Genomic DNA, 20,754 nt, shown 5'->3' with positions numbered 1-20,754 from the left:
GAACAGGCCTGTCCGATATCCCCCTGCGACGAGCGCTGTACACGCCAGGGGACGGGACCTTTCGCTCAGGGTCGCGGCGAAGGTCGCGCATCCTCGATCACGCCATCGAGCTCCTGCAAGATCACTGCGATTCGATCGAGGGCATCGGCCGTTCGTTCCACGGCATCGGCGAGCGCCTGCGAGTCTCCCGTTCGGATCGCTTCGGCCATGAGCGGCAGCGGCTCCGATCGATAGCCCGACGAGCGATCGGTAGCAAGCGCAAGATTGCGGGTCCACGGTCGCCCCGGAAGACCGGCCGGGTCAAACCATGCCCGCTCGAGTGCCATCAGGAGGGTGTTGACCTCGTCGGTCAGTTGCGGATCAAGGCCATGAGCATCGCCAAGCGCACGCTGCGCATCGAGCCAGCGATCCGACGGCGCGGCAAGTGTGACCAGTGCTTCACCTCGGTGGAGAATCGCCCCGAGCGCCGCGCGCTGCGGGTCGTCGCCAACTCGCTCCAAGAGAGCCGACGCCCACGCGGAGACCCGATGCCCGATCTGGCCCGCGCGCATGGGCAAGAGCGGCTGATAGGCGAGGCGCTCCACGAGATCGAGGGTGGCGCGAGTGACCAGAGCGGCGCTTGCGTAGTCGTCGCCGACCGCGCGGCGATACCACTCGACCGTGTCGTAATTGCTGTGATACATGTCCGCCGGAGCACCGTGCGCGGAGAGTCCGATCACCGGCACCGCCAAGTGGTGGATGAAGCCGACATGATCGCTGCCGCCACCGGGGTCTCCCACCCGCTTCACCTCCGTCGCATCGCTGACGACCGCGAGCAGCGCGGGCGACGCGGAGGCGGCGAGGTTGAGTCCCATCGCCGCCATATCCAGGTTCAAGTACGCCACGCCGTATTGCGCGATCGCCTCGCGATGCGCCTCGACCCACTCCACGCTGCCGATGATTCCGAACTCCTCGGCACCCCACGCCGCGAAGAGAACCGTCCGCAAAGGCCGCTCCCCCTGCCGGGCGCGCTCCGCGAGGATGCGCGCCGTCTCCATCTGCACGATCGTGCCAGCGAGCGGATCGGCGGCGCCGAAGCCCCACGCATCGTGGTGACAGCCGACAATGACAACCTGCTCCGGCCAGCGGGAACCGGGAAGGACTCCGATGACATTCGCGCTCTCTCGAATCTCGCGATCCTGCTCGACCCGCAGGCGCAACCGGAGCTCATCGCCGCCCTCGAATCGATACGGCGCGGGAATGCCGCCCTGCCAAGGATCGCCGATGGCAATCTCAGCGCCGCGCATCCGCGCGATGATCTCCGTCGCCGCCGCCGCGCCGATCGGTTGAACGGGAATGCGCGGAAGATCGACTTCATCGAGACTCTGGCGCTGGGCGTCGCGCGTGGCGGGACCAAAGGGCGTGAGCGGATCACCCGGCTGGTGAAGAGAGAGCACGCTGCCGCGCTGGATGCAGAGGTCGTCGCCCCAGCCATCCTCGGGAAGCGCTGCGCCGCGCGAACGGCTGGCATCGGCGGGATCGGAGTAAAGCAGCACTGCGGCCGCGCCCGCCTTCTCCGCGTTGCGCACCTTCAGCCCGCGAAAGAGGCCACCATATCGGATGAGCGCGATCTTCCCGGCCGGATCGATGCCAAGTTCGCGAAGCCGCGCAAAGTCCTCCTCACGGCCGAGGTGTGCGAAGACGACGCCCGATGTCACCTCGCCGGAACCGCTGTAGGCATTCCAGCCCCAGGTGAGATCGGGGTGCGCCGTCGCGGGATCATCAAGGAGATTCGCCTCTTGCAGCGGGAGCGCCACCACACCGCGCCGCGCTCGCGGAGCATCGACATCGGGAGCTCCCGGCGCCGAGGGTCCGCTGGTGGGGCGCTGATCGTCGGGTGCGGTCGCAACGATCTCGAGTTTCGCGTCAATGGGTTGGGGCAGCAGCGCCCAGAATGGCTCCACCCGCGCGGCGAGACCCATCTCTTCAAAGGCAACGCGAAGGCGCTCGATCTGCCGGGCATCGCCCGGTGTGCCCGCCACATGAGGTTCGCTCCCGAAGAGCTCGTGGAATGCTCGCAGCGATTCCGGCGAGATCATCGCGTGGCGTCGCTCGCGTTCCCCTTGGCCGCGTGCCCGATCACTCGCCGCATCAGGCGGTTCGAGCAGCGATGCCGCGACCAACGGCGGGCCGAAGAGCGGCGCCCCAAGCACGACAACGCTGCACCACCGGCGCAGGCGCGGCAGCGCGCCGTTCAATGCGCGGCCGCCGTCCCGAACACCGTGCTCCAAGGATTGCTCACATGGCAGGCGCGGCCCGTGCGGAAGACATAGTCCTGGTGGTACGGCTCCGCCTTGTAGAAGGTCTTCGCAGGCTCGACCACCGTGACGATCGGTGCCTTGAAGCGACCGCTCTTGGCGAGTTCAGCGACGAAGGCCTTCGCTTCGGCGAGTTGCGCCTCATCCACGGTGAACACGCCACTGCGATATTGATCGCCGACATCGGGGCCCTGTCGATTGAGCTGCGTCGGATCGTGCATCAGGAAGAAGCCCTCAAGCAGTAGCCGATAGGTCACGCGCGATGGATCGAAGACCACCTTCACGGCTTCGGCGTGCCCCGTCTTCTTCGAGCAGACCTGCTCATAGGTGGGGTTCTCGGTGTGGCCGTTCATGTAGCCGCTCTCGGCATCGATGACCCCGGGGCACTTCTCAAAGACATGCTCGATGCCCCAGAAGCAGCCGCCTGCAAAGTAGGCGACGGCAGGCGTCATGGCAGGCAGGCTCTCCTTCGGCATGGGTTGACCCTTCTCGTGGAATTGAAGCGCGACTCCGTTGATGCAGTATCGCAGGCCGGTCTTGTCGCGAGGACCGTCGTTGAAGACATGACCGAGGTGAGCATTGCAGCGCACGCAGACCACTTCAAGTCGATCCATGCCGTAGGAGGTGTCGCGAACATAGCCGATGTGCTTCGCGTCGACCGGCGTGAAGAAGCTCGGCCATCCGGTGCCCGAGTTGAACTTGTGCCCGCTTGAGAAGAGCGGCAGCCCGCACACGATGCAGCAGTATGTTCCATCCTTCTTGTTGTCGAGGATGATGCCGCAGGAGCCCGGCGGTTCCGTGCCGTGATTCTGCGTGACCTTGTAGGCCTCGGGCGAGAGCGCGGCCGCAAGCTCCGCGACGCGCTCCTTCGAGAGCGGCGTGATGTCGTGGCCTGACCCTGAGAAGAGGCGCTCGCTCGGCGCAGCAGGCGAGGATGTGTTCGGCGTCATGGTGGTGGAATCCTTGGTCGGCGCGGCGGGTGCGTCCTGATCAGGCCAAGCCACGGCAATCATGGAGATGATCGCAGCGCACGCTGCCGCCATGATCAGGGAGCCGAGCACGAAAGCTCGGTTCCTCTGTGAAGCCACGGTCGCGCCCTGACGCGAGACCGCCGAACGGTCCGTGCTCTGATCGCTGCGTGCGTTTCGAGATTCGCCGTGAGGTGAACCGGGCGGCGAACTGTTGGGAGAGTCGTGTGGTGAGCTATGTGGCATGAAGTCGCGCTCCTCCGGGGTCCTTCAACCACCGTCTTCGCCCGCCGTTTCGCCCGGATGCCCCCCTGACCCTGGAACGCAGGAGAGAAGGTGCTCCGGGCCAAGGCGTTCAGGGAGTTCATCGAGGGGGAGAGCGTCCGAAAGCGTGTAGGGCTCGACCGCCGTCCTCCGGATGGATCGGCAGTAGCCACCCGTACCCAGCGCCAGTCCCAGGTCGCGCGCGAGGCTCCGCACATAGAAGCCCTTGTCGCAACGGATGCGGAGCCGAACAAGCGGGTAGCGGAAGTCATCAATCTCGAGCTCGTGCACCGTGACCGAGCGCGGCGGAGGCTCCTCGGCCGCGCCGCGCCGGGCAAGGGCGTAGGCGCGACGACCACCGATCTTCACCGCACTGAAAGCGGGCGGTCGCTGAGCGAAGGTGCCTCGCATGGTCGCGAGCGCCCGTTCGAGATCATCGCGCGACGGTTCGCACTCCACGCGCACCGGCTGAAGTTCACCCTCGCTGTCGAGTGTTGCGGTGGTTGCTGAGAGATCGACCTCGGTCTCATAGCGCTTCGGCCCGGCCATGAGCGCTTCGATCTGTCGCGTCGCGCGGCCGAGCGCCACAACCAGCACGCCCGAGGCCAACGGATCGAGCGTGCCGGCGTGTCCGCAGCGGGCGCCCCCCGCTGCCCGACGGACTCGTTCCACCACGCGCATGCTGGTGGGGCCGACGGGCTTGTCGATCACGATGACACCTTGGAGCGGGGGAACATCGGCCATGGGGGCCTCGGCTACACTACCCGGCCCGGGACAGGTGTCCGAGCGGTTGAAGGAGCAGCATTGGAAATGCTGTATACGGGGAAACCCGTATCGTGGGTTCGAATCCCACCCTGTCCGTTGTCCTGCAATCACCCGCGGTTGCGCAGGATTGCGCACCATCGCGCGGCGCCGCATGAACTGCCGTGATCGCGTGAACCAAGGGCAGGTGCTACACTTCCCCGCTCGATCGACGGGCTGTGGCGCAGTTTGGCTAGCGCGCTTGACTGGGGGTCAAGAGGTCGTGGGTTCAAATCCCGCCAGCCCGATTCACACAGGGAGCCGCCCGCAGGTCCGGGCGGCTTTCTGTCTTTCAGCCGTTTCAGCTCCTTCGGTTCACTCAGATTTCATCGCTCCGTCACGCGCACCCTGTGCCCGCCGCCCCTGAAAGCACCCACCATGACGACCACCAACGCAACACGCTCCAGCTTCGCCCAGATGAACCTGCCCGAGTTCGAGCACGAGATGGCCACCACTCGCAAGCTGCTCGAGCGACTGCCCGAGGACAAGCTCGACTGGAAGGCTCACCCGAAGTCCAACTCGATCGGCTGGAACGCCTGTCACCTCGCCGAGATCCCCGGGTGGGCGTCGAACATCCTCACCGAGTCGTTCGTCGACATGAACCCGCCCGGCGAGGCGCCCTACGCGACGCCCAAGCTCTCGACCCGCGCGGACATTCTCGACCTCTTCGATCGCAATGTCGCCGAGGCGAAGAAGGCGATCGCATCGGTGAAGGACGACTCAGTCATGGACGCGTGGCAGTTGCGGGATAACGGCACTGTGCTGCTCGAAATGCCTCGCGCGGTCGCCTATCGCACCTGGGTCATCAGCCACTCGATCCACCACCGTGCAATTCTGAGCGTGTACTTCCGACTCGTCGGCGTGCCGGTTCCAGCCATCTACGGACCCTCGGGCGACGAGCAGGGCTGATCGCGACATCGCGGTCGCCGCGCGCGACCATGAGGCGCCGTTCCACCTTGCAGAACGGCTGGCCGCGTGCGCGAAACCGCCCTGGGGGACGGCCCGTGCGAACTCAATCCGCTCGTGGCGGCGTTGCCTGCCTGGCCTTCGTGAGTTCACGATCACTGTCGCGCGCGGCAATCAGGAGCAACCCCATGCCCACCAGCAGCGAGACATCGGCAATGTTGAAGACCCAGGGAAAGACCTCGGTGCTTCCGCCCGGCCATCGAATGCCGAATGGCAGGTTCCAGCGCGGCAGCATGTGAAGGAAGTCGCGCACGGCGCCATAGACGAGGCGGTCATAGAGATTGCCGATGCCGCCAGCGAGCACAAGTCCAATGCCGATGTGCGCAAGTCGCGAGCGCGAGTTCGTCCACCAGCCGAAGACCCAGAGCGCCACGGTCACGGCGACCACCGTGAAGACCACGAAGATCCCCCGCCGATGCTGTCCGAGGCCGAAGACGGCGCCGTGATTCACCACCAGCGTGAAGTCGAGCAGATCGAATGGAAGCGCGTGAACCGGCTCGTGAAAGGGCGGTCGATACGCCGGCTGGCTCGCCACTTCATAGGTGAGTTCGACTGGACGACCGGCGACCGTGCGAAAGGACCACGCCTTCGTCCACAGGTCAATTGACAGCACCGCTGCAAAGACGATCAGCAGCGTGGCCCACGCGGCGGGGCTTCGCCAGGCCGGCACGGTCGTGCGTGGCGTCATCGCACCGCGCCGCTCTCAACCAGCCGCGCCGCCTCGACCGTGTACTTGGCCCACGGTTTCGCATCGAGGCGCGCCTTCGGAATGGGCTTGCCAGTCATCTGGCAGACACCATAGGTGCGTTGCGCAATGCGCTCGAGCGCCTCGTCGATCTCCATGAGCAGTTGGCGGTCGCTGGCCGCCATGCCAAGTGCAAAATCCTGATCGAAGGTGTCGGTACCGATGTCCGCCGGGTGCAACGGCATGTTCGAAAGGTTGCCGCCGCTGGAGCGGAGCGCTTCATCCTCGAGCCCGGTCACGCGGCCCACCAGCTCGCGCCGATGGCGCAGAAGAATCTCCTGGTAGTGCTCCAGGTCCTTCGTTGGAAGTTTCGTCTTCATCGCCTGGATCACCGCCTCGCTTGCGCGCGGTGACGCCTGTGCGGGCGCGGGCGGTGGCTTCACCTTCTTCCGCTTGCCGCCTGTGGCCTTGGTTGAGATCACACGCACGCGACGGCCGTTGACGACGACATATCCATGCGCGTCGGCCTTGGCACTGATCGCCACCGCCGCAACGGAACGGGCGTTCGCGAGATCAAGCTTGGGCGATGACTTGCTCTTGCCCTTCGATGCCTTCTCCGCTTCCTGCGCCGCCTTCATGGCCTGTCGCTTCGGCTCGATGATGGTGATGCCCTTGCCGCGCGACGGGCTCTTGGTGGGCGGCGGCGGAGGAGGTGGCGTGAGCGAGAGTGGAGACAACGGCTTGTCGCGCGAACCGAACCGAAGGCCCGGACGCGAGGACGCTGCGGGCTTCGCTGGAACGGCGCCCTTGGCGGGTGGCGTCTTGCCCTTGGCGACGGCTGCGCCCTTCTTGAGCGAAGACTTCGCCGACGCCGCAGACTTCGCCGACGCCGCAGACTTTGCGGAGGACGCGGTCTTCGCGGACTCCGCGGGCCGGGACTTCGCGCTCGATTCGCCCTTGGCGCTCTTCGCGCCCTTGGCGGCGTGGGCCGATTGAGTGGACTGAGCGCCCTTGGTGCTCTTCGCGCCCGAGGTGTTCTGGGAGCCCCGAGTGCTCTTGGTGCCCTTGGCGTCGGACTTTGACGCGGCCTTGGCGGATTGCTTCGGCGACACCCGGGCCGCAACCGACTTGCTTGCGGCGGAGTTCCGCGCGGCGGGCGACTTCGACTTCGTCGATGACTTCCCGCTGGCCGAGCCAGATGGTGAACCGCCACGGGAGGCGGCTGGCGCCTTGCTCATTCGATCTCGTGTGTTGCTCACTGAACCCGATCTCCGCAAGTCGTTTCGTCTCCGCTTCTTGCAGCGCTGTGCGGAGGTTCTCAGGATTGGGGCCCGGCAGGCGCCGGAACCCGTTCTCGGGCAGGCGAATCGGACGCGGACGATATCCAGCATGGGCGCTTCCCGTCAAGGCGGCCAAGGGCAGCCATGCGGCGACGGTCCGCGGGAATGCAGGCCCCGGCACCGGTGGTCCCGCCACCTCACACTCGCGTTGTTCAGCGTCCCGTCGTCACCGAACCAATGTTCCGGAACTTCTCATAGCGCAGGCGAACCAGCGTGTCGGGGCTGATTCGTTGTAGCTCGCGGAGCGAGTCGACGATCCACGATTGAAGTCGATCGGCCATCGCCTTCGGATCGCGATGAGCGCCGCCCGCTGGCTCCGGGATCACCGCGTCGATCAGGCCGTTCCGAAGGTTGTCCTCCGCGGTCAGCGCGAGGGCTTCCGCGGCCCGCGAGTTGGTCTGTTCGTTCGCCTGCTTCCAGAGAATCGCCGCACAACCCTCCGGACTGATGACCGAGTACCACGCGTGCTGAAGCATCGCGACGCGGTCGCCCACGGCGATGCCGAGAGCGCCGCCGGAGCCGCCTTCGCCGATCACCACGCACACCACCGGAGTGCGGAGTCGGCTCATCTCACGAAGGTTGACGGCAATCGCCTCGGCCTGCCCGCGCTGCTCGCTGCCGATGCCGGGGTAGGCGCCGGGCGTGTCGATGAGCGTGACGATGGGCAGACGGAACTTCTCCGCCAGGCGCATCTTCAGAAGCGCCTTGCGGTAGCCCTCGGGATGCGCGCAGCCGAAGTGGCAGCGGAGCCGCTCCTCGGTCGATCGCCCCTTGTGGTGACCCACGAGCAGCACCTTCATGGTGCCGATGCGCGCGAACCCGGTCACGATGGCCGGGTCGTCGCCGTAGTGACGGTCGCCATGCAGTTCCACCCACTCCCGGCAGATCATCTCCACATAGTCGAGCGTCTGCGGGCGGCCCGGGTGTCGAGCCACGCGCACTCGCTGCCACGGGGTGAGCGATTCGAAGGTCTTGGTGATGAGCGCCTGCCGCGCCTGTTCGAGGGTCTGCACCTCGGGGGCGAGGCGCTCGGCGTTCGGCTGCGTGCGGAGCGCCTCGATCTGCCGCTCCAGTTCGAGGATCGGCTGCTCGAAATCGAGGGCGTAGGAGCCTGCGTACGCGCTGCGGGACATCGGCAGAGATCGTATCAGCCCACCCCCGAGCCGAGAATCATGAGACGCCGCCGCAGCCGGGAAGCCATACTGCTGTGGTGAGCCACACGACCTTGGCGCTTCTGGGATGCGGCAACATGGGGCTGGCCATCGTGAGCGGCGCCGTGCATCGGGGACTTCTCCGGCCGGAGTGCGTGATCGGCATCGATCCGCTTCCCGAGGCGCGCTCCCGCGCGGCGGAACTCGGGATCATGGTGAGCGGCGAACCCACCGAGGCGCTCTCAGCCGAGCGCCTGCTGCTGGCGGTGAAGCCGCAGTCGTTTGATGCACTTGCGCGGACCCTGGCCTCTGACGGACGAAGGACCGGCGACGATCGCGTGCGCGAGGTGATCTCGGTCATGAGCGGGTGGACGCGCGCGAAGATCGGCACGCTCCTGGGTCATCGGGATGGCGCGGCTCGCGTGATTCGCGCCATGCCGAACCTTCCAGCCACCGTCGGTCGCGGCGTGACTGCGATTGCCGCAGAGTCGAGCGCTCCCGGTGCGGCTGCCGACGACTCCTTTGCCGCGACGCTCTTTCGGTCCGTGGGCGAGGTGGTCTTCGTTCCCGAGTCGATGCTCGATGCCGTCACGGCCGTGAGCGGATCGGGGCCGGCGTACCTCTTCCTGCTGGCCGAGTCGATGCTCGCTGCCGCGCACGACCTTGGCTTCGACGAAGAGACCGCGCGGACGCTGGTGGTCGGCACGCTCGATGGCGCCGTCGCCCTGCTCCGCGATCGGGGGCGACCACCGGCTGAGATCCGCGCCGAGGTCACCAGCCGCGGCGGAACAACGGAGGCAGCCACCGCCCTTTGGATGGAGCGGGGCGTTCCACAGGCGATGGTGGAGGCGATCCTTGCCGCCGCAGCCCGCGCAAGGGAACTCGGGCATGGGCCGAGGACTTAGAAGTGGTCTCGAAACCCGCATGCGTGACATTGCGTCATCGCGAGACCTGCGATGCATGGAGCGCCCGAGCGGGGTTTCCAACGACCAAGGAAGGCTTGGAACCCACGGACGAGCAGCGGGCGTGATTCGAGCCAAAGGCGTCTAGGCCATGGCACGAACTAGATCGAGCCGGTGCACGCCGGCGATCATGTCGATCTGCCTGGGAGCGACCTCGGCCGTGGACGCAAACTCCCTCCACCGCGAGACCGCGGTCGCGACCTCGCGAGCGATCGTTTCAGCGCGGCCACGCTTCATCGAAGCCGTGTCCGCCACCGCCTTGAGGTCTTCGAGCGTGAAGCCCTCTCGCTTGCCCGCCAGGCTCATCTGATGGCGCGCGGTCCATGTGCCCGACGGGTTGTATGCATACATGACATCGAAGGCCGGCGAGAGCGACCAACTCCCGCGCTTGTCCATGAGGAAGGCGATGTTCTTGACATGATCGTCCTGGTTGCGAGCGATCACATTGAAGACCATCCGCCGGAACTGCTCTTCGACGGCGTCCATCGGCAGGCCGAGTCGGCGGATGACGGCAAGGGCCTGCTCGTAGGAGTGCGAAGACGGGTTGTTGAAGTCGAAGTGCGCCATCGCACCCAGCGACTGCATGTGGAGCTTCTCACCGTCGTCGAGCCGGTCGAAGCGCCGAGTCATGAAGTGGCGCCGTCCATTCTCCTCGAAGAGTCGGCACTCAGACATCCGGATGCCCGCGTCCTTGGCCATGAGCGAGTAGGCGTACTCGATCGCGCCGAACCCCTGCGGGTCGTCGAGGTCGCGGTCCTTGTTGTTGGTGACACCATCGAACTTCATCAGCCAGTACTCGAAGCCGCTCGGGGCCTTGACCTGACCCGAGCGAACCTCATTCGTGGCGGGGTTCCAGGCGATGACGGCCTTGGCGCGGGCACCGCCTGCGGATGCACCGACGCGGAGAATCTCGCGCAGGGCGTGTTCCTTGTGCGGGTCGGCGAATGACGCCTGGAGGTTCTCTCGGTTGCTGAGCACATCGGAGGCGAGTGTCACCAGCGAGTCCACTTCCAGCACGGTCGACTTGCGGCTTTGTGGCCCGTGAGCGGGCTTGAACTCCAGCGCCCCGGTCCCGCGTGTCCCGGTGTAGCACAGGCGCTCGACTGCGTCGATGTCCTGCGGCAGTCGCCCCTTCGCGGCGAGCCACGCGTCGATCACGGCGCTGCCGAATGTGTCGGGCAGCGCATCGGCGAGCATTCCCGGCAGCCCGTGAAACGACTCCTTGGGCAGGTCGGGAAAGCTGTAGATCTGCTGGTCGAGCGGCATCATCAACGGCGCGACCTCGATCCCGCTCCGCCGAAAGTCGGCGGAGTACTCGAAGGTCGCGATCTCCCCGGGCCCGTTCACGGACACCGCGCCGATCGAACTTCCCCAAAGGCGGACCTCGGCAACTGTGCTCACGGCTCTCCGCTCCCCCTCACCGCCTTTGACGAATCGTCTCCCCATGTCCACTTGGTTGGCGGCCCTCTCTTCTTCGTCGCGGGCGACGCGCGACGGCGTTCCCTGGCTCGCGAGCGCAGTTGCGCGATGGGGCTTGGGAGGGGCGGCGGAACGAACGCGTCGAGATTGCCGAGCAAGCCCAGCGCGCGGACCACGCGGATGAGGTTGGTGACCTGACTCGACTCGCCGCTCTCCAGGCGGATCAGGGTGCGCTTGGAAACTCCCGCCTCGCGGGCCAGCTGCGCCTGAGTGAGGTTGCGCTGGAGACGGAGCCGTGAGAGGCGATCCCCAAGCTCCGTCAGGACCGCTGCATCCGTCATGTCACGGATCTTTGCCATAAGTGACTCTTATGGCAACTATATCGTCAAACTAGCCACAAGAAGACAGTTTTGGCACTTTTATTTGGTGGCGTCGCGGGGACAAGACCGCAGAGCGCTTCAGGCTCCGCAGGTCGACGCCGTCGAGCAGCATCGCCAGCTCGCTCGCGCGCAGCTCGATCGATGCGGCTTCGTCGGCGCGAGGCAGACGGAAGGTGCCCGCCTCGAGCCGCTTGTACCAGAGCGCGTAGCCGTCGCGATCCCAGTAGAGGATCTTGAGGCGATCCGCTCTAGTCGCACCCAATGTAGTCGCGAGTTGAAGACTGTGCTAGCCGACATCTCCGACTCAACGAGAGGAAGAGAGCGAGAGACACCGATCCGGACATCAACCCTAGTGCCATCAAGGGCCCCCACTCCCACCTTGCATGGATGCCCGCACGACCGAGGACAAGAACCAGCCCGAGCGCGACAACCGCGATCGAGCCGCACGCAGCAGCCCGCCCGATTGCGCGATCGACCTTGAGCAAGCACTGAGCATGCTCGTGTAGCGGCCCTGGTTTCTGGGACAAGAGGATTGGGGTATTGGGTTGGGGTTCAAGCGGCTTGATGAAGAGGCAGAAGCTTGGCGCGGACCTGCGTTGGCGTGAGGTAGTCGTGCCGTTGCAAGATCCAGCGGTCGTTGTAGTTGCGGCGGAAGTCATGGAGAGCACGGACGAGCTCGTCGACGGTGTCGAATCGCCTGAGCCAGAGGAGTTGCTCCTTGAGGGTGCGGATGAAGCGTTCAGCACAGCCGTTGCCTTGGGGGCTTCGCACGAAGGACGGGCTCGACTCGATGCCGAGGAAGGCGATCTCCTCCTGGAATGCGTTCGAGACGAACTGGCTGCCATGATCGTGACGGAGCCTGAGCCCGGCCGGAGCGGCGATGTCCTTGGCGAAGGCGCCGAAGGAGAAGCGAACGGCCTGCCGGACGACTTCGAGCGCTTCGAAGCGGGTTCCTCGGCGTGCGGCGTAAATGCCCAGGCACTCTCCGGTGCAGTGATCGATGAGGATGAAGATCATGGCCTGTCCCTCGAGCGTGAGCGTGCCGGTGGCGTCGATGCCCCACATCGAGTCGGGACGATCGGTGATGATCGAGCCGTCGTGAGTGCGCGGGCCGGGCGGCGCTCCTCGGCGCGACGGCGCGAGCAGATCGTGCTCGCGCATGATCCGGAGCACGCGCTCGCGTCGAGTGCGGATGCCTGCGTGGCGGAGATAGGCCCAGACCTTGCGGTGGCCCTCTCCGACCCATGGCGATTCCTGGAGCGCAGTGCGGATGGCGGCGAGGATCTGTTCGTCGGTGAGCGCGCGGCGTGGGCCGCGGCGAGCCGGCGCGACGGGTGGCGTCTGTTGACTCTGCCGTCGGCGGAGGAGCTGCGCGGTCGAGCGCGGGAGCTTCCAGACTCGGCAGACGCGAGCGAGGCCGTAGGGACGATTCGCGGAGGGAGAGCTGGCCTCGCTCATGACGAGAGCCTCCGCGGCGGAGGGCGGAGACCGTCCTCCAGGTGCTCGATCTTGCGCTCCAGGAGCTCGATCGTCATGGTCTGGTCGCCAAGCTTGGCCTTGAGATCGTGGATGAGCGTGTCGCGCTCGTCCGACTCTCGGCTCTGGAGACCGGACTGTCCGGCGGCGAGGAAGTCATCGCGCCATTGGGAGAGCCGTGCGGTCGAGACGCCGACTTCGCGTGAGAGCGTGTCGAGCGCTTCGCCCTTCAGCAGGCGCAGGACGAGCTCGGCCTTTCGACGCGAGCTCCATCGGCCCTTGTCGGCGCGCTCGCCTGACGCTGCGGTCGGGCTGCGCCCTCGCTTCGCGTCCGGTGAGGATCTGCGGTGGTGTCGTGGCATCGGGGCATTCTCCTTCGAAGCCCCAATCGTGTGTCCAAGGAGATCGAGCACCTACCCACCGGTCACATGGCGGACCTCTGGGTGTACATCATTGCGCCCCTTGTCGGAGCAGGACTTGCCGTGCCTCTGGCCCGTCTCACTCGTGCCGCCCGCCCTTCGATCTCTCGGTCCGTCCCCTGACTTCTTCAATCACCCGCAACTCCCGCTCAGCATCAATCAAGGCCATGCCCCGCGGTGGATGAGCCCGGCGTCGACATCGGCCAGCAGCCGCTGGACGGCAGGCCGATCGGCGCATAGGCTGTCGGCCCCTCAAGTCATCCAATTGGAAAAAACACCCCATGAATCTGTTCATTCACAAGCTTGCGTTGACCACCCTCGCCGTTGCTGGACTCTGTGTCGCCCCGTGCCACGCCCAAGTCAAGACGACGAAGGACGAGACTCAGCAGATCGCCGAGGAGGCCCTCATCTACGGATTCCCCATGGTGATGGGCTACGGCATCATGTACGAGTACGCCGTCGATACTAAGTCCGACCAGTTCAAGGCGCCCTTCAATCAGATCTTCAACACGGCGCGCGTGTACACGCCAAAGGACACGGCGGTGGTCACTCCCAACAGCGACACCCCGTACTCGTTCGTGTGGGCCGATCTGCGGGCGGAGCCCCTCGTTCTGAGCGTGCCGGAAGTGGATAAGGGCCGTTACTACTCCGTGATGCTGGCGGACCTGTACAGCTGCAACTACGGCTACATCGGCAGCCGCGCCACCGGCAACGGCGCGGGGACCTACATGATCGCAGGGCCGAGCTGGACGGGTGAGACACCGATGGGCATCGACAAGGTCTTCCGCAGCGAGACGGACTTCTCGCTGGTGCTCTACCGCACGCAGCTCTTCGGGCCGGATGACATCGACAATGTGAAGAAGGTGCAGGCCGGCTACAAGGTCCAGACGCTCTCGGCGTTTCAAGGCAAGCCCGCTCCGGCGAAGGCCCCTGACATCCAGTGGATGAAGATCGATAAGGCGTCGGCCGAGGCCGACCCGTTCGCGTTCCTGGGCTTCATCCTCCAGTTCTGCCCCGCCACGGGGACGGCGTCGGTGGAGAAGCCGCTGCGCGAGCGCTTCTCCAGGATCGGCATCGAGGCCGGAAAGCCATTCCCGCTGGAGTCGCTTACGCCGGAGCAGAAGCAGGCGGTGATCGCGGGCATGAAGAGCGGCATGGAGAAGATCAAGCAGAAGGTGGCGACGCTCGGGAAGAACGAGAACGGTTGGCGCGTGGGCGGCGCGCAGGGCGACCGCGCCTTCTACAAGGGCGACTGGACGCTCCGCGCGGCCGCAGCCATGGCCGGCATCTACGGCAACGACGAGGTGGAGGCGCTCTACCCGCTTCTCTCCACCGACAGCGAAGGGAACAAGCCTGATTGCAGCAAGAACCGGTACACGCTGACCTTCCCCAAGGGGCAGCTTCCCCCGGTGCATGCGTTCTGGTCGGTCACCATGTACGACGCCAAGACGCAGCTGCTCATCAACAACCCCATCAATCGCTACCTCATCAATTCGCCCATGCTGCCCGGCATGAAGACGAATGCTGACGGTTCGCTCACCATCTATGTCCAGAAGGACTCCCCCGGAAAGGACAAGGAGTCGAACTGGCTTCCTGCCCCGGACGGCCCGATCTATGTGGCAATGCGTCTCTACTGGCCGAAGTCCGAGGCCATCACGGGATCGTGGCAGCCGCCGGCGCTGACGCCGGTGAAGTGAGGCGAGTCACGCGGGACACGAGATGCCCGCGCAAGCACGGTGGGCGACTCGGGAGGTTCGTAAGCGCACGACCAAGTAGTTTCCACGCATCGCTTGCTAGATCGCGCGTGGGCTCCACACTTGCGGCGTGAATCACCTCCCCGAGAGGAACCCTCTTCGGAACGATGGGCACGGCCCGGGAGACTGCTTGGGGGGGGTGAATCGGGCACCGGAGGTATTGTGAAGCCGCGGACGGGGCTTCAGGCTTCCGTGTGTGTTGACCCTGCGGGGGGACGAGATCGGGGGGCCTCGCCGCCGGCCCCCCAAAGCCCCCTCGGCTCACCCCCGGCAGCGCGGAGCCGGCGGGCCAAGTGGCTTTGTGTTCGGTACTTGCGGTGTAGCAGCGGCGGTCACTTCCGCCCCGCGAATCCGGAGCGTGTTCGGATTCTGACAGGGTGACAACCCATACTCGAGCCTGAAGCGGCCCGCGCGCGCGGGACTTTGGTGGTCCGACCCGGTCGCAAGGTAATGGGCTACTCTCGGCCATCGGGACTTCACCCGGCCCGCCCGACTTGCAGCATGGGGGCCACGGCGCTATTCTGCCTGGATGAACGCCCACCCGTCCATCCAGTCGATCGCGTTCTCCGGCCACGAGAGCTTTCCGCTCCGCTTCGCGTGGCCGACCAAGGCAGTGCGAAACTGCACGCACGACCCGGCGATCTTCAACAAACCTGATGCAGTCGTGCAGCTCGGCGTAGGAAAGAACATGGTGCGCTCGATGCGGCATTGGGCGTACCGCGCGGGTCTCATTGAACCAATCGGGAACGATCGGCGTGGCGGTCAGTACGGGGCCACAGAGCTCGGCACACTCGTGTTCGGTGACGACGGCGAGGATCCCTACATGGAGGATCCCGCCACGTCGTGGCTCATCCATTGGCAGTTGTGCGCACACGCGCGGCGATCTCCTACGACATGGCTTTACGTCTTCAACGGACTTCGCGAACCATCTTTTACGGTGGATGAAGTCGTCGACGCCCTCTGGCGCGTGGGGGAGGAAGCCGGCGCGAAGAAGCTGAGTAGAAACACGATCGAGCGCGACGTGAAGTGCCTTGTGCGGTCGTACACATCCGCCGAAGCGGACCGGAAGATCTCACAAGAGGACACATACGACTCGCCACTCGTCGATCTCGGGCTGCTGTATCGAGAGCCAAAGTCGGACCGCCTCGTGCTCGATCGGAGCGCTCGGCCGACCCTACCAGTCGGGATCGTCGCCTTCGCGGTTGCCTCATTCTGGTCCGGGACCGCTGATTCCCTCTCGTTTGAGCAACTCGCGTACGCGGACGGAAGCCCCGGGCAGGTGTTCAAGCTCTCCGAGAACGCGCTCGTTGAATACCTTGAACAGCTATACGACGCCACCTCCGGCAACTACGCGTTCGACTACACCGCTGGCTTGCGTCAAGTGTTCCGCCGGAAAGTGACCGAGCCATTGTCGATCCTCCGGAACTACTACGCCAATTCTCGGGAGATTGCCAATGCCTCGTAGTTCAACGACGCCAAAGCCAGTGGTTCACGTCCGTGCGCTGAGAATAGACAACGATCGCGGCAACAAGGCCGTCATGGACCACTACGTCGTCACTCCCAACGCCTTGCGCGCCATCGCTCGCGTTTCGGCAAGCGTCATTGCAGGCGCCGGCGGTGCTTGGACGCTCACCGGGCCGTACGGAACGGGCAAGTCCGCCTTCTGTGTCTTTCTCTCTCACTTGCTCGCTCCCGCCAAAGACCCCCTAACTGCGGACTTTCTCAGCCGGTTGCGTAGCGCTGACGAGCGGCTCGCGAGATCACTCGCGCCCACGGACCGGCATCGCGTTGGCCTACGGCCCATCACCATTTCCGGCTCGGGTGAGCCCCTGCCAACCGCCATAGTCCGGGTCATGCTTCACGAGGCCTCCCATTCTCTACCGAGCTCGCATAAGGCCGTTCGCCGCCTGAGAGGGCTCTGGAAGCGTGCCGAAGCAGGCGGAGCGATCCTCGGATCGGCGGTAATCGCCAGCGTTCAGCAGGCTGTGGAGGCGATTTGCGAGGGACGCGGCGGCCCGCGAGGCATGCTCCTCATCATTGACGAACTTGGGAAGCTCCTCGAGTACGCCGCGGCCAACCCTCAGCGCTCCGATGTCTTCTTGCTGCAACAGCTTGCCGAATTCGCCGTGCGCAGTGACGGTCGACTGTTCCTCATCGGCGTGCTGCACCAGGACTTTCGCGGCTATTCCATGGGCCTGCCGCCCACCGACAGGGCGGAGTGGGAGAAAATTAGGGGCCGATTCGAGGACATCGTGTTCGACGAGCCGCCCAGCCAACTGTTGCGGTTTGTCTCGATGGCTTGGGACCGCACTCGGACGAACGAGGGCATTCGAGTCGACAAGGTCGCCGCCGATCACCTGAAGAAGCGGGCCGCCCGGCTGTGGGAGCACGAACTCGCACCGCCTGGTCTCGAAATGGCCGCGGGGCTGACGCTCCTCGAAGCCGCCGCACCGCTGCACCCGCTCACGGCGACCTTGCTCGGACCGCTTTTCCGAAAAGTCGGCCAGAATGAGCGGTCGGCGTTCAGCTTCTTGGCCTCCGACGATCCCGCGGCGCTGCGTGCTTTCGTTCACGCGCAGCCGAAGGATGATCACCGGCTCTACGACGTCGCCGATCTCTACGGCTACTTGACGACAGCCATCGGCAACGGCTTGCTCCATACGACCGATGCGAAGCGATGGGCGGAGACTCTAGAAGCCGAAGCGAGGAGCCCGAATCTGTCGACAAGAGCCGTGCTGGTCCTCCGGACCATTGGCCTGCTCAATATCGCCTCTCGGTGGTACCCGTTGCGGCCGACCCGAGCGGTCCTCGCCTACGCCCTCGACGAGCGCCTCTCCGCCGACGAGATCGATACCGCACTCGCCGAGCTCGAGCGTCGATCTCTGGTCGTGCACCGCAGGTACAACGACAGCTACACGATCTGGGAGGGCAGCGACGTTGACGTCGAGGCTCGCCTCGACGAAGGCCGCGGTCGAATCGGCAAGACGACGGCCGTTGCGGCGCTACTGCGCCGCCACCATCGGGCTAGGCCGCTGCTCGCTCGCCGGCATGCCTTCGATCACGGGACTCTGCGATTCTTCGCCGTGGAGTTTGCGCATACGGACGAGTTGGACTCGCTGGCAGAGGAACCGGCGGAACTCGATGGCCGGATTGTGATCGTTCTGCCCTCGCGTGGACGTACTCAGACACCTGCGAAGGACGCGCTGCTCAGGTTCGATGCACGAACGCTCTTTCTCATTCTCCCGCCACAGGATCGCCTCTTTGAGATCGCGCTTGAACTTGGGGCGATCGATTGGGTCAGCCGGAACACTCCGGAACTCGATAACGACGCCGCTGCCCGCCGCGAACTGAGCGCCAGGCGACTCGACATGGAGCGTTCGCTTGACATGCTCATCGACCGGATGCTATCCGAGGGCGGCCGGACCGGAGGGCGCTGGATCAACAAAGGCACAGCAGTGGAAGTCCAATCTGGGCGCCAACTCAACGAGCTGATCTCGAGGATCTGCGATCAGATCTTCCATCAGTGCCCAAAGATCGACAACGAGATCGTCAACCGACGCGAACTCTCCAGCGCCGCGGCCGCAGCACGCGCGGTTCTGCTAAAGCGCATGATCGAGAACGGCGCGGAGCAGGATCTCGGCCTCGACCGCGATCCGCCGGAGCGCAGCATCTACCGCTCCATTCTGAGCAAAGAGGGGCTCTCGCTGCACCGGAAGGATCAGTCAGGCCAGCTTGCCTTCCGTCCTCCGCCGGCATCGTCCTCCGCCCTCCCGGCGTATCAGGCAATCGATCGATTCCTCGACGAAGCCATGGCGGGTGCAACCGTCGGCGATCTCTTCGGACTACTTCGACGCCCTCCGTTCGGCTTGCGCGATGGGGTCATCCCGATCCTACTCTGTGCCGTACTGCTCGCGCGGGAGTCTGACGTGGCGCTCTACGAAGATGGGGCGTTCCGTCCGCAGTTGAGCACGGCGATTTTCGAGCGATTGATCAAGGCCCCCGAGCGATTCACGATCCGCCGGTGGCAGATCACGGGCGTGCGGAGCAAGGTGTTTGAGGAGCTCGAACGGGTCGTGGGGTCCGGTTCGGCCAAGCGGCCAGGCAAGGCGCAGATCCTTAACGTCGCGCGCCCGATGCTGCGCTTCATTGCTTCCCTTCCCGACTATTCCGCGGCCACGGCAAATGTGTCTGCCACTGCCATGGCGATTCGGACGGCCCTTCAGAAGGCGACCGAGCCGGATGTGCTGCTCTTCTCCGATCTCCCCAAAGCATGCGGCTTGGAGGCCTTCTCGTCGACCCAACGCGGGCGCGATGCGGATATACGACGCTATAGGGATGCGCTTAAGGAATCCTTCACTGAGCTTCGCTCGGTGTACCCTTCGCTCATCGCCTCGATCCTGGCGGCCTTTGGCGAGGCGTTCGGAGTCTCGGACAACTCGGAGTCGGTCGTCCTTCAGACCCGGTCCCGGGCGGAACGCTTGGCGCAGTTTGCCGTCGAGCGGGACATGAAGATGTTCCTAGACCGAATCCTCTCGCCGCACTCCGAGCCGGATCGCTGGATCGAGGGCGTCGCCGGATTCGTGGCCGAGCGTCCCGTTGAGAAGTGGCGGGACGAGGATCAGGCCCGGTATCTCGTCCGCCTGGGGCAGTTCACCCGCCGATTCACGCTCCTCGAAGCGACCATTGGGGATCGGCCCGCGGGACCGGAGCAGTCATCCATCCGCATCTCGCTGACCGGCACCGACTTCGGACAACTCGATCACACGGTCCACCTCGGCAAGCGGGCCGCCAAGCAGGCCGATACACTGGCGCGCGTCGTAGAGGAGGCACTCGCCGCGGCCACAGACGAAAGCGTCGCGGTCGCCGTACTTTGCGAGGCGTTACAGCGGCGCCTCCGGCGCGAGTCGTGATGGGATCAGCAGGAAGACGACCATGAGCGACCCCAACCCCCCTCGGCACATCATTTCGCTCTCCGGCGGCAAGGACAGTACCGCGCTAGCCATCTACATGCGGGACCGGTTGACCGATGTCGAGTACGTCTTCTCGGACACGGACAAGGAGCTGCCGGAGACGTACGAGTACCTCGATAAGCTCGAGGCCTACCTTGGGAAGCCGATCACGCGCCTGCGCTCTGAGCACGGCTTCGATCACTGGCTCCGCGTCTACGGAGGCTATCTACCCTCCGCCCGCATGCGATGGTGCACCAAGGTGCTTAAGATCCGGCCGTTTGAACGGTACATCGGTGAGGATGAGGTCTACATGTACATCGGCATCCGCGCCGATGAGGACAGGGGTGGCTATCGACCGACCAAGCCGAACATCCACCCTGTATATCCGTTCATCGAGGCTGGCTTCAATCTTGCAGACATTCATCGCATTCTCGAAGAGAGTGGCATCAGCTTTCCAGCATACTACTCCTGGAGGACTCGGTCGGGCTGTTACTTCTGCTTCTACCAACAGCGCCATGAGTGGCTCGGCCTGAAGGAGAATCATCCAGAGCTGTTCGAACTCGCCAAGTCATACGAAAAGCCGGACGCGAAGGACGGACTGGGTTATACCTGGTCAGAGCGAGAGGCGCTTGCCGCCATTGAAGACCCGGCGCGCCAGGCAGAGATCAAACGGAAGCTGGACGAGCGACGCCAGTCGGTTCGCACGGCTGACTCGAAGAAGCTGTTGCACATCCTGGGTCAGGACGACGACGAGGCCGACCCATTGCCATGTTCATTCTGCCACGTCTGAGGACGCAGGGTGGCCCGTAGATCTCCCTCTATGTCGTCTTCCAATCTCGACTCATGTTGCCCTGTCAGTCAAGTCACGCTCGCCAGTCATGTTCACATCATCAGGTGGCCATGCGCCGATTGCCGCGTATCGG

General features: G+C 65.0%; 15 protein-coding genes, 2 tRNA genes and 1 pseudogene. 8 read left to right on the top strand and 10 right to left on the bottom strand.

The genetic code is table 11. From position 1 onward, the window contains the following. Positions 1–65: 65 nt before the first annotated feature. The 3 genes from KF724_01105 to truB all read right to left on the bottom strand — a co-directional run bounded on the left by KF724_01105 (position 66) and on the right by truB (position 4,273). Positions 66–2,270 (bottom strand): M28 family peptidase, encoded by a 2,205-nt coding sequence (locus KF724_01105; protein ID MBX3354277.1) that lies wholly within the window; start codon positions 2,268–2,270, stop codon positions 66–68. Beyond that, positions 2,234–3,358, bottom strand: coding sequence for a bifunctional methionine sulfoxide reductase B/A protein (locus tag KF724_01100; protein MBX3354276.1), 1,125 nt, complete (start codon positions 3,356–3,358; stop codon positions 2,234–2,236). Before KF724_01100 ends, KF724_01105 begins: the two co-directional genes overlap by 37 nt. A gap of 177 nt (positions 3,359–3,535) precedes the next feature. Then, positions 3,536–4,273 carry a tRNA pseudouridine(55) synthase TruB gene (truB, locus tag KF724_01095; GenBank protein MBX3354275.1) on the bottom strand — a complete coding sequence of 246 codons (738 nt, stop codon included), beginning with the start codon at positions 4,271–4,273 and terminating at the stop codon, positions 3,536–3,538. A 28-nt stretch (positions 4,274–4,301) separates the two neighbouring features. Here truB and KF724_01090 point away from each other — a divergent pair. The 3 genes from KF724_01090 to KF724_01080 all read left to right on the top strand — a co-directional run bounded on the left by KF724_01090 (position 4,302) and on the right by KF724_01080 (position 5,239). Then, positions 4,302–4,390 (top strand) — tRNA-Ser (locus tag KF724_01090). Between the two features lie 113 nt (positions 4,391–4,503). Continuing rightward, positions 4,504–4,578 (top strand) — tRNA-Pro (locus KF724_01085). 130 nt (positions 4,579–4,708) lie between these two features. Beyond that, positions 4,709–5,239, top strand: coding sequence for a DinB family protein (locus KF724_01080; GenBank protein MBX3354274.1), 531 nt, complete (start codon positions 4,709–4,711; stop codon positions 5,237–5,239). A 103-nt stretch (positions 5,240–5,342) separates the two neighbouring features. On the opposite strand, the gene KF724_01075 is transcribed toward KF724_01080, so the two are convergent. The 3 genes from KF724_01075 to KF724_01065 form a co-directional block, all read right to left on the bottom strand. Next, positions 5,343–5,984 carry a signal peptidase II gene (locus KF724_01075; protein MBX3354273.1) on the bottom strand — a complete coding sequence of 214 codons (642 nt, stop codon included), beginning with the start codon at positions 5,982–5,984 and terminating at the stop codon, positions 5,343–5,345. Further along, positions 5,981–7,219, bottom strand: coding sequence for a TraR/DksA C4-type zinc finger protein (locus tag KF724_01070; protein MBX3354272.1), 1,239 nt, complete (start codon positions 7,217–7,219; stop codon positions 5,981–5,983). The genes KF724_01075 and KF724_01070 overlap by 4 nt, the downstream gene beginning before the upstream one ends. Positions 7,220–7,473: 254 nt before the next feature. Next, entirely contained in the window at positions 7,474–8,454 is a 981-nt protein-coding gene (locus tag KF724_01065) for an acetyl-CoA carboxylase carboxyltransferase subunit alpha (GenBank protein ID MBX3354271.1), read from the bottom strand. 77 nt (positions 8,455–8,531) lie between these two features. Here KF724_01065 and proC point away from each other — a divergent pair, with 77 nt between their 5' ends. Next, a complete protein-coding gene (gene proC / locus KF724_01060) occupies positions 8,532–9,377 on the top strand; it encodes a pyrroline-5-carboxylate reductase (protein ID MBX3354270.1) in 846 nt (281 codons plus the stop codon). Between the two features lie 141 nt (positions 9,378–9,518). Here the strand turns inward: proC and KF724_01055 are convergent, their stop codons facing one another. The 4 genes and pseudogenes from KF724_01055 to KF724_01040 all read right to left on the bottom strand — a co-directional run bounded on the left by KF724_01055 (position 9,519) and on the right by KF724_01040 (position 12,987). Next, positions 9,519–10,835: a type II toxin-antitoxin system HipA family toxin gene (locus tag KF724_01055; GenBank protein ID MBX3354269.1), complete on the bottom strand. Its 1,317-nt coding sequence runs from the start codon at positions 10,833–10,835 to the stop codon at positions 9,519–9,521. Then, positions 10,832–11,194, bottom strand: coding sequence for a helix-turn-helix transcriptional regulator (locus KF724_01050; protein ID MBX3354268.1), 363 nt, complete (start codon positions 11,192–11,194; stop codon positions 10,832–10,834). The genes KF724_01055 and KF724_01050 overlap by 4 nt, the downstream gene beginning before the upstream one ends. A gap of 49 nt (positions 11,195–11,243) precedes the next feature. Then, on the bottom strand, positions 11,244–11,495 hold the full coding sequence (gene tnpB / locus KF724_01045; GenBank protein ID MBX3354267.1) for an IS66 family insertion sequence element accessory protein TnpB: 252 nt from the start codon (positions 11,493–11,495) through the stop codon (positions 11,244–11,246). Positions 11,496–11,785: 290 nt separating this feature from the next. After that, positions 11,786–12,987 (bottom strand): annotated as a pseudogene (locus KF724_01040) (IS3 family transposase). Between the two features lie 422 nt (positions 12,988–13,409). Here KF724_01040 and KF724_01035 point away from each other — a divergent pair. From KF724_01035 to KF724_01020, 4 genes are all read left to right on the top strand, one after another. After that, a complete protein-coding gene (locus KF724_01035; GenBank protein MBX3354266.1) occupies positions 13,410–14,825 on the top strand; it encodes a DUF1254 domain-containing protein in 1,416 nt (471 codons plus the stop codon). Positions 14,826–15,411: 586 nt separating this feature from the next. Continuing rightward, a complete protein-coding gene (locus tag KF724_01030; protein MBX3354265.1) occupies positions 15,412–16,347 on the top strand; it encodes a DUF4007 family protein in 936 nt (311 codons plus the stop codon). A 559-nt stretch (positions 16,348–16,906) separates the two neighbouring features. Next, a complete protein-coding gene (locus KF724_01025; GenBank protein MBX3354264.1) occupies positions 16,907–19,792 on the top strand; it encodes a hypothetical protein in 2,886 nt (961 codons plus the stop codon). A gap of 22 nt (positions 19,793–19,814) precedes the next feature. Then, the gene (locus KF724_01020; GenBank protein ID MBX3354263.1) at positions 19,815–20,621 is read left to right on the top strand and encodes a phosphoadenosine phosphosulfate reductase family protein; all 807 of its coding nucleotides are present in this window, start codon (positions 19,815–19,817) and stop codon (positions 20,619–20,621) included. Positions 20,622–20,754 lie beyond the last annotated feature (133 nt).

It is taken from the genome of Phycisphaeraceae bacterium (genome assembly GCA_019636735.1).
Classification (GTDB): Bacteria; Planctomycetota; Phycisphaerae; order Phycisphaerales; family SM1A02; genus VGXK01.
Note: the sequence above shows the minus strand (reverse complement) of the source record. Positions and strands in the feature narration are given on the sequence as shown.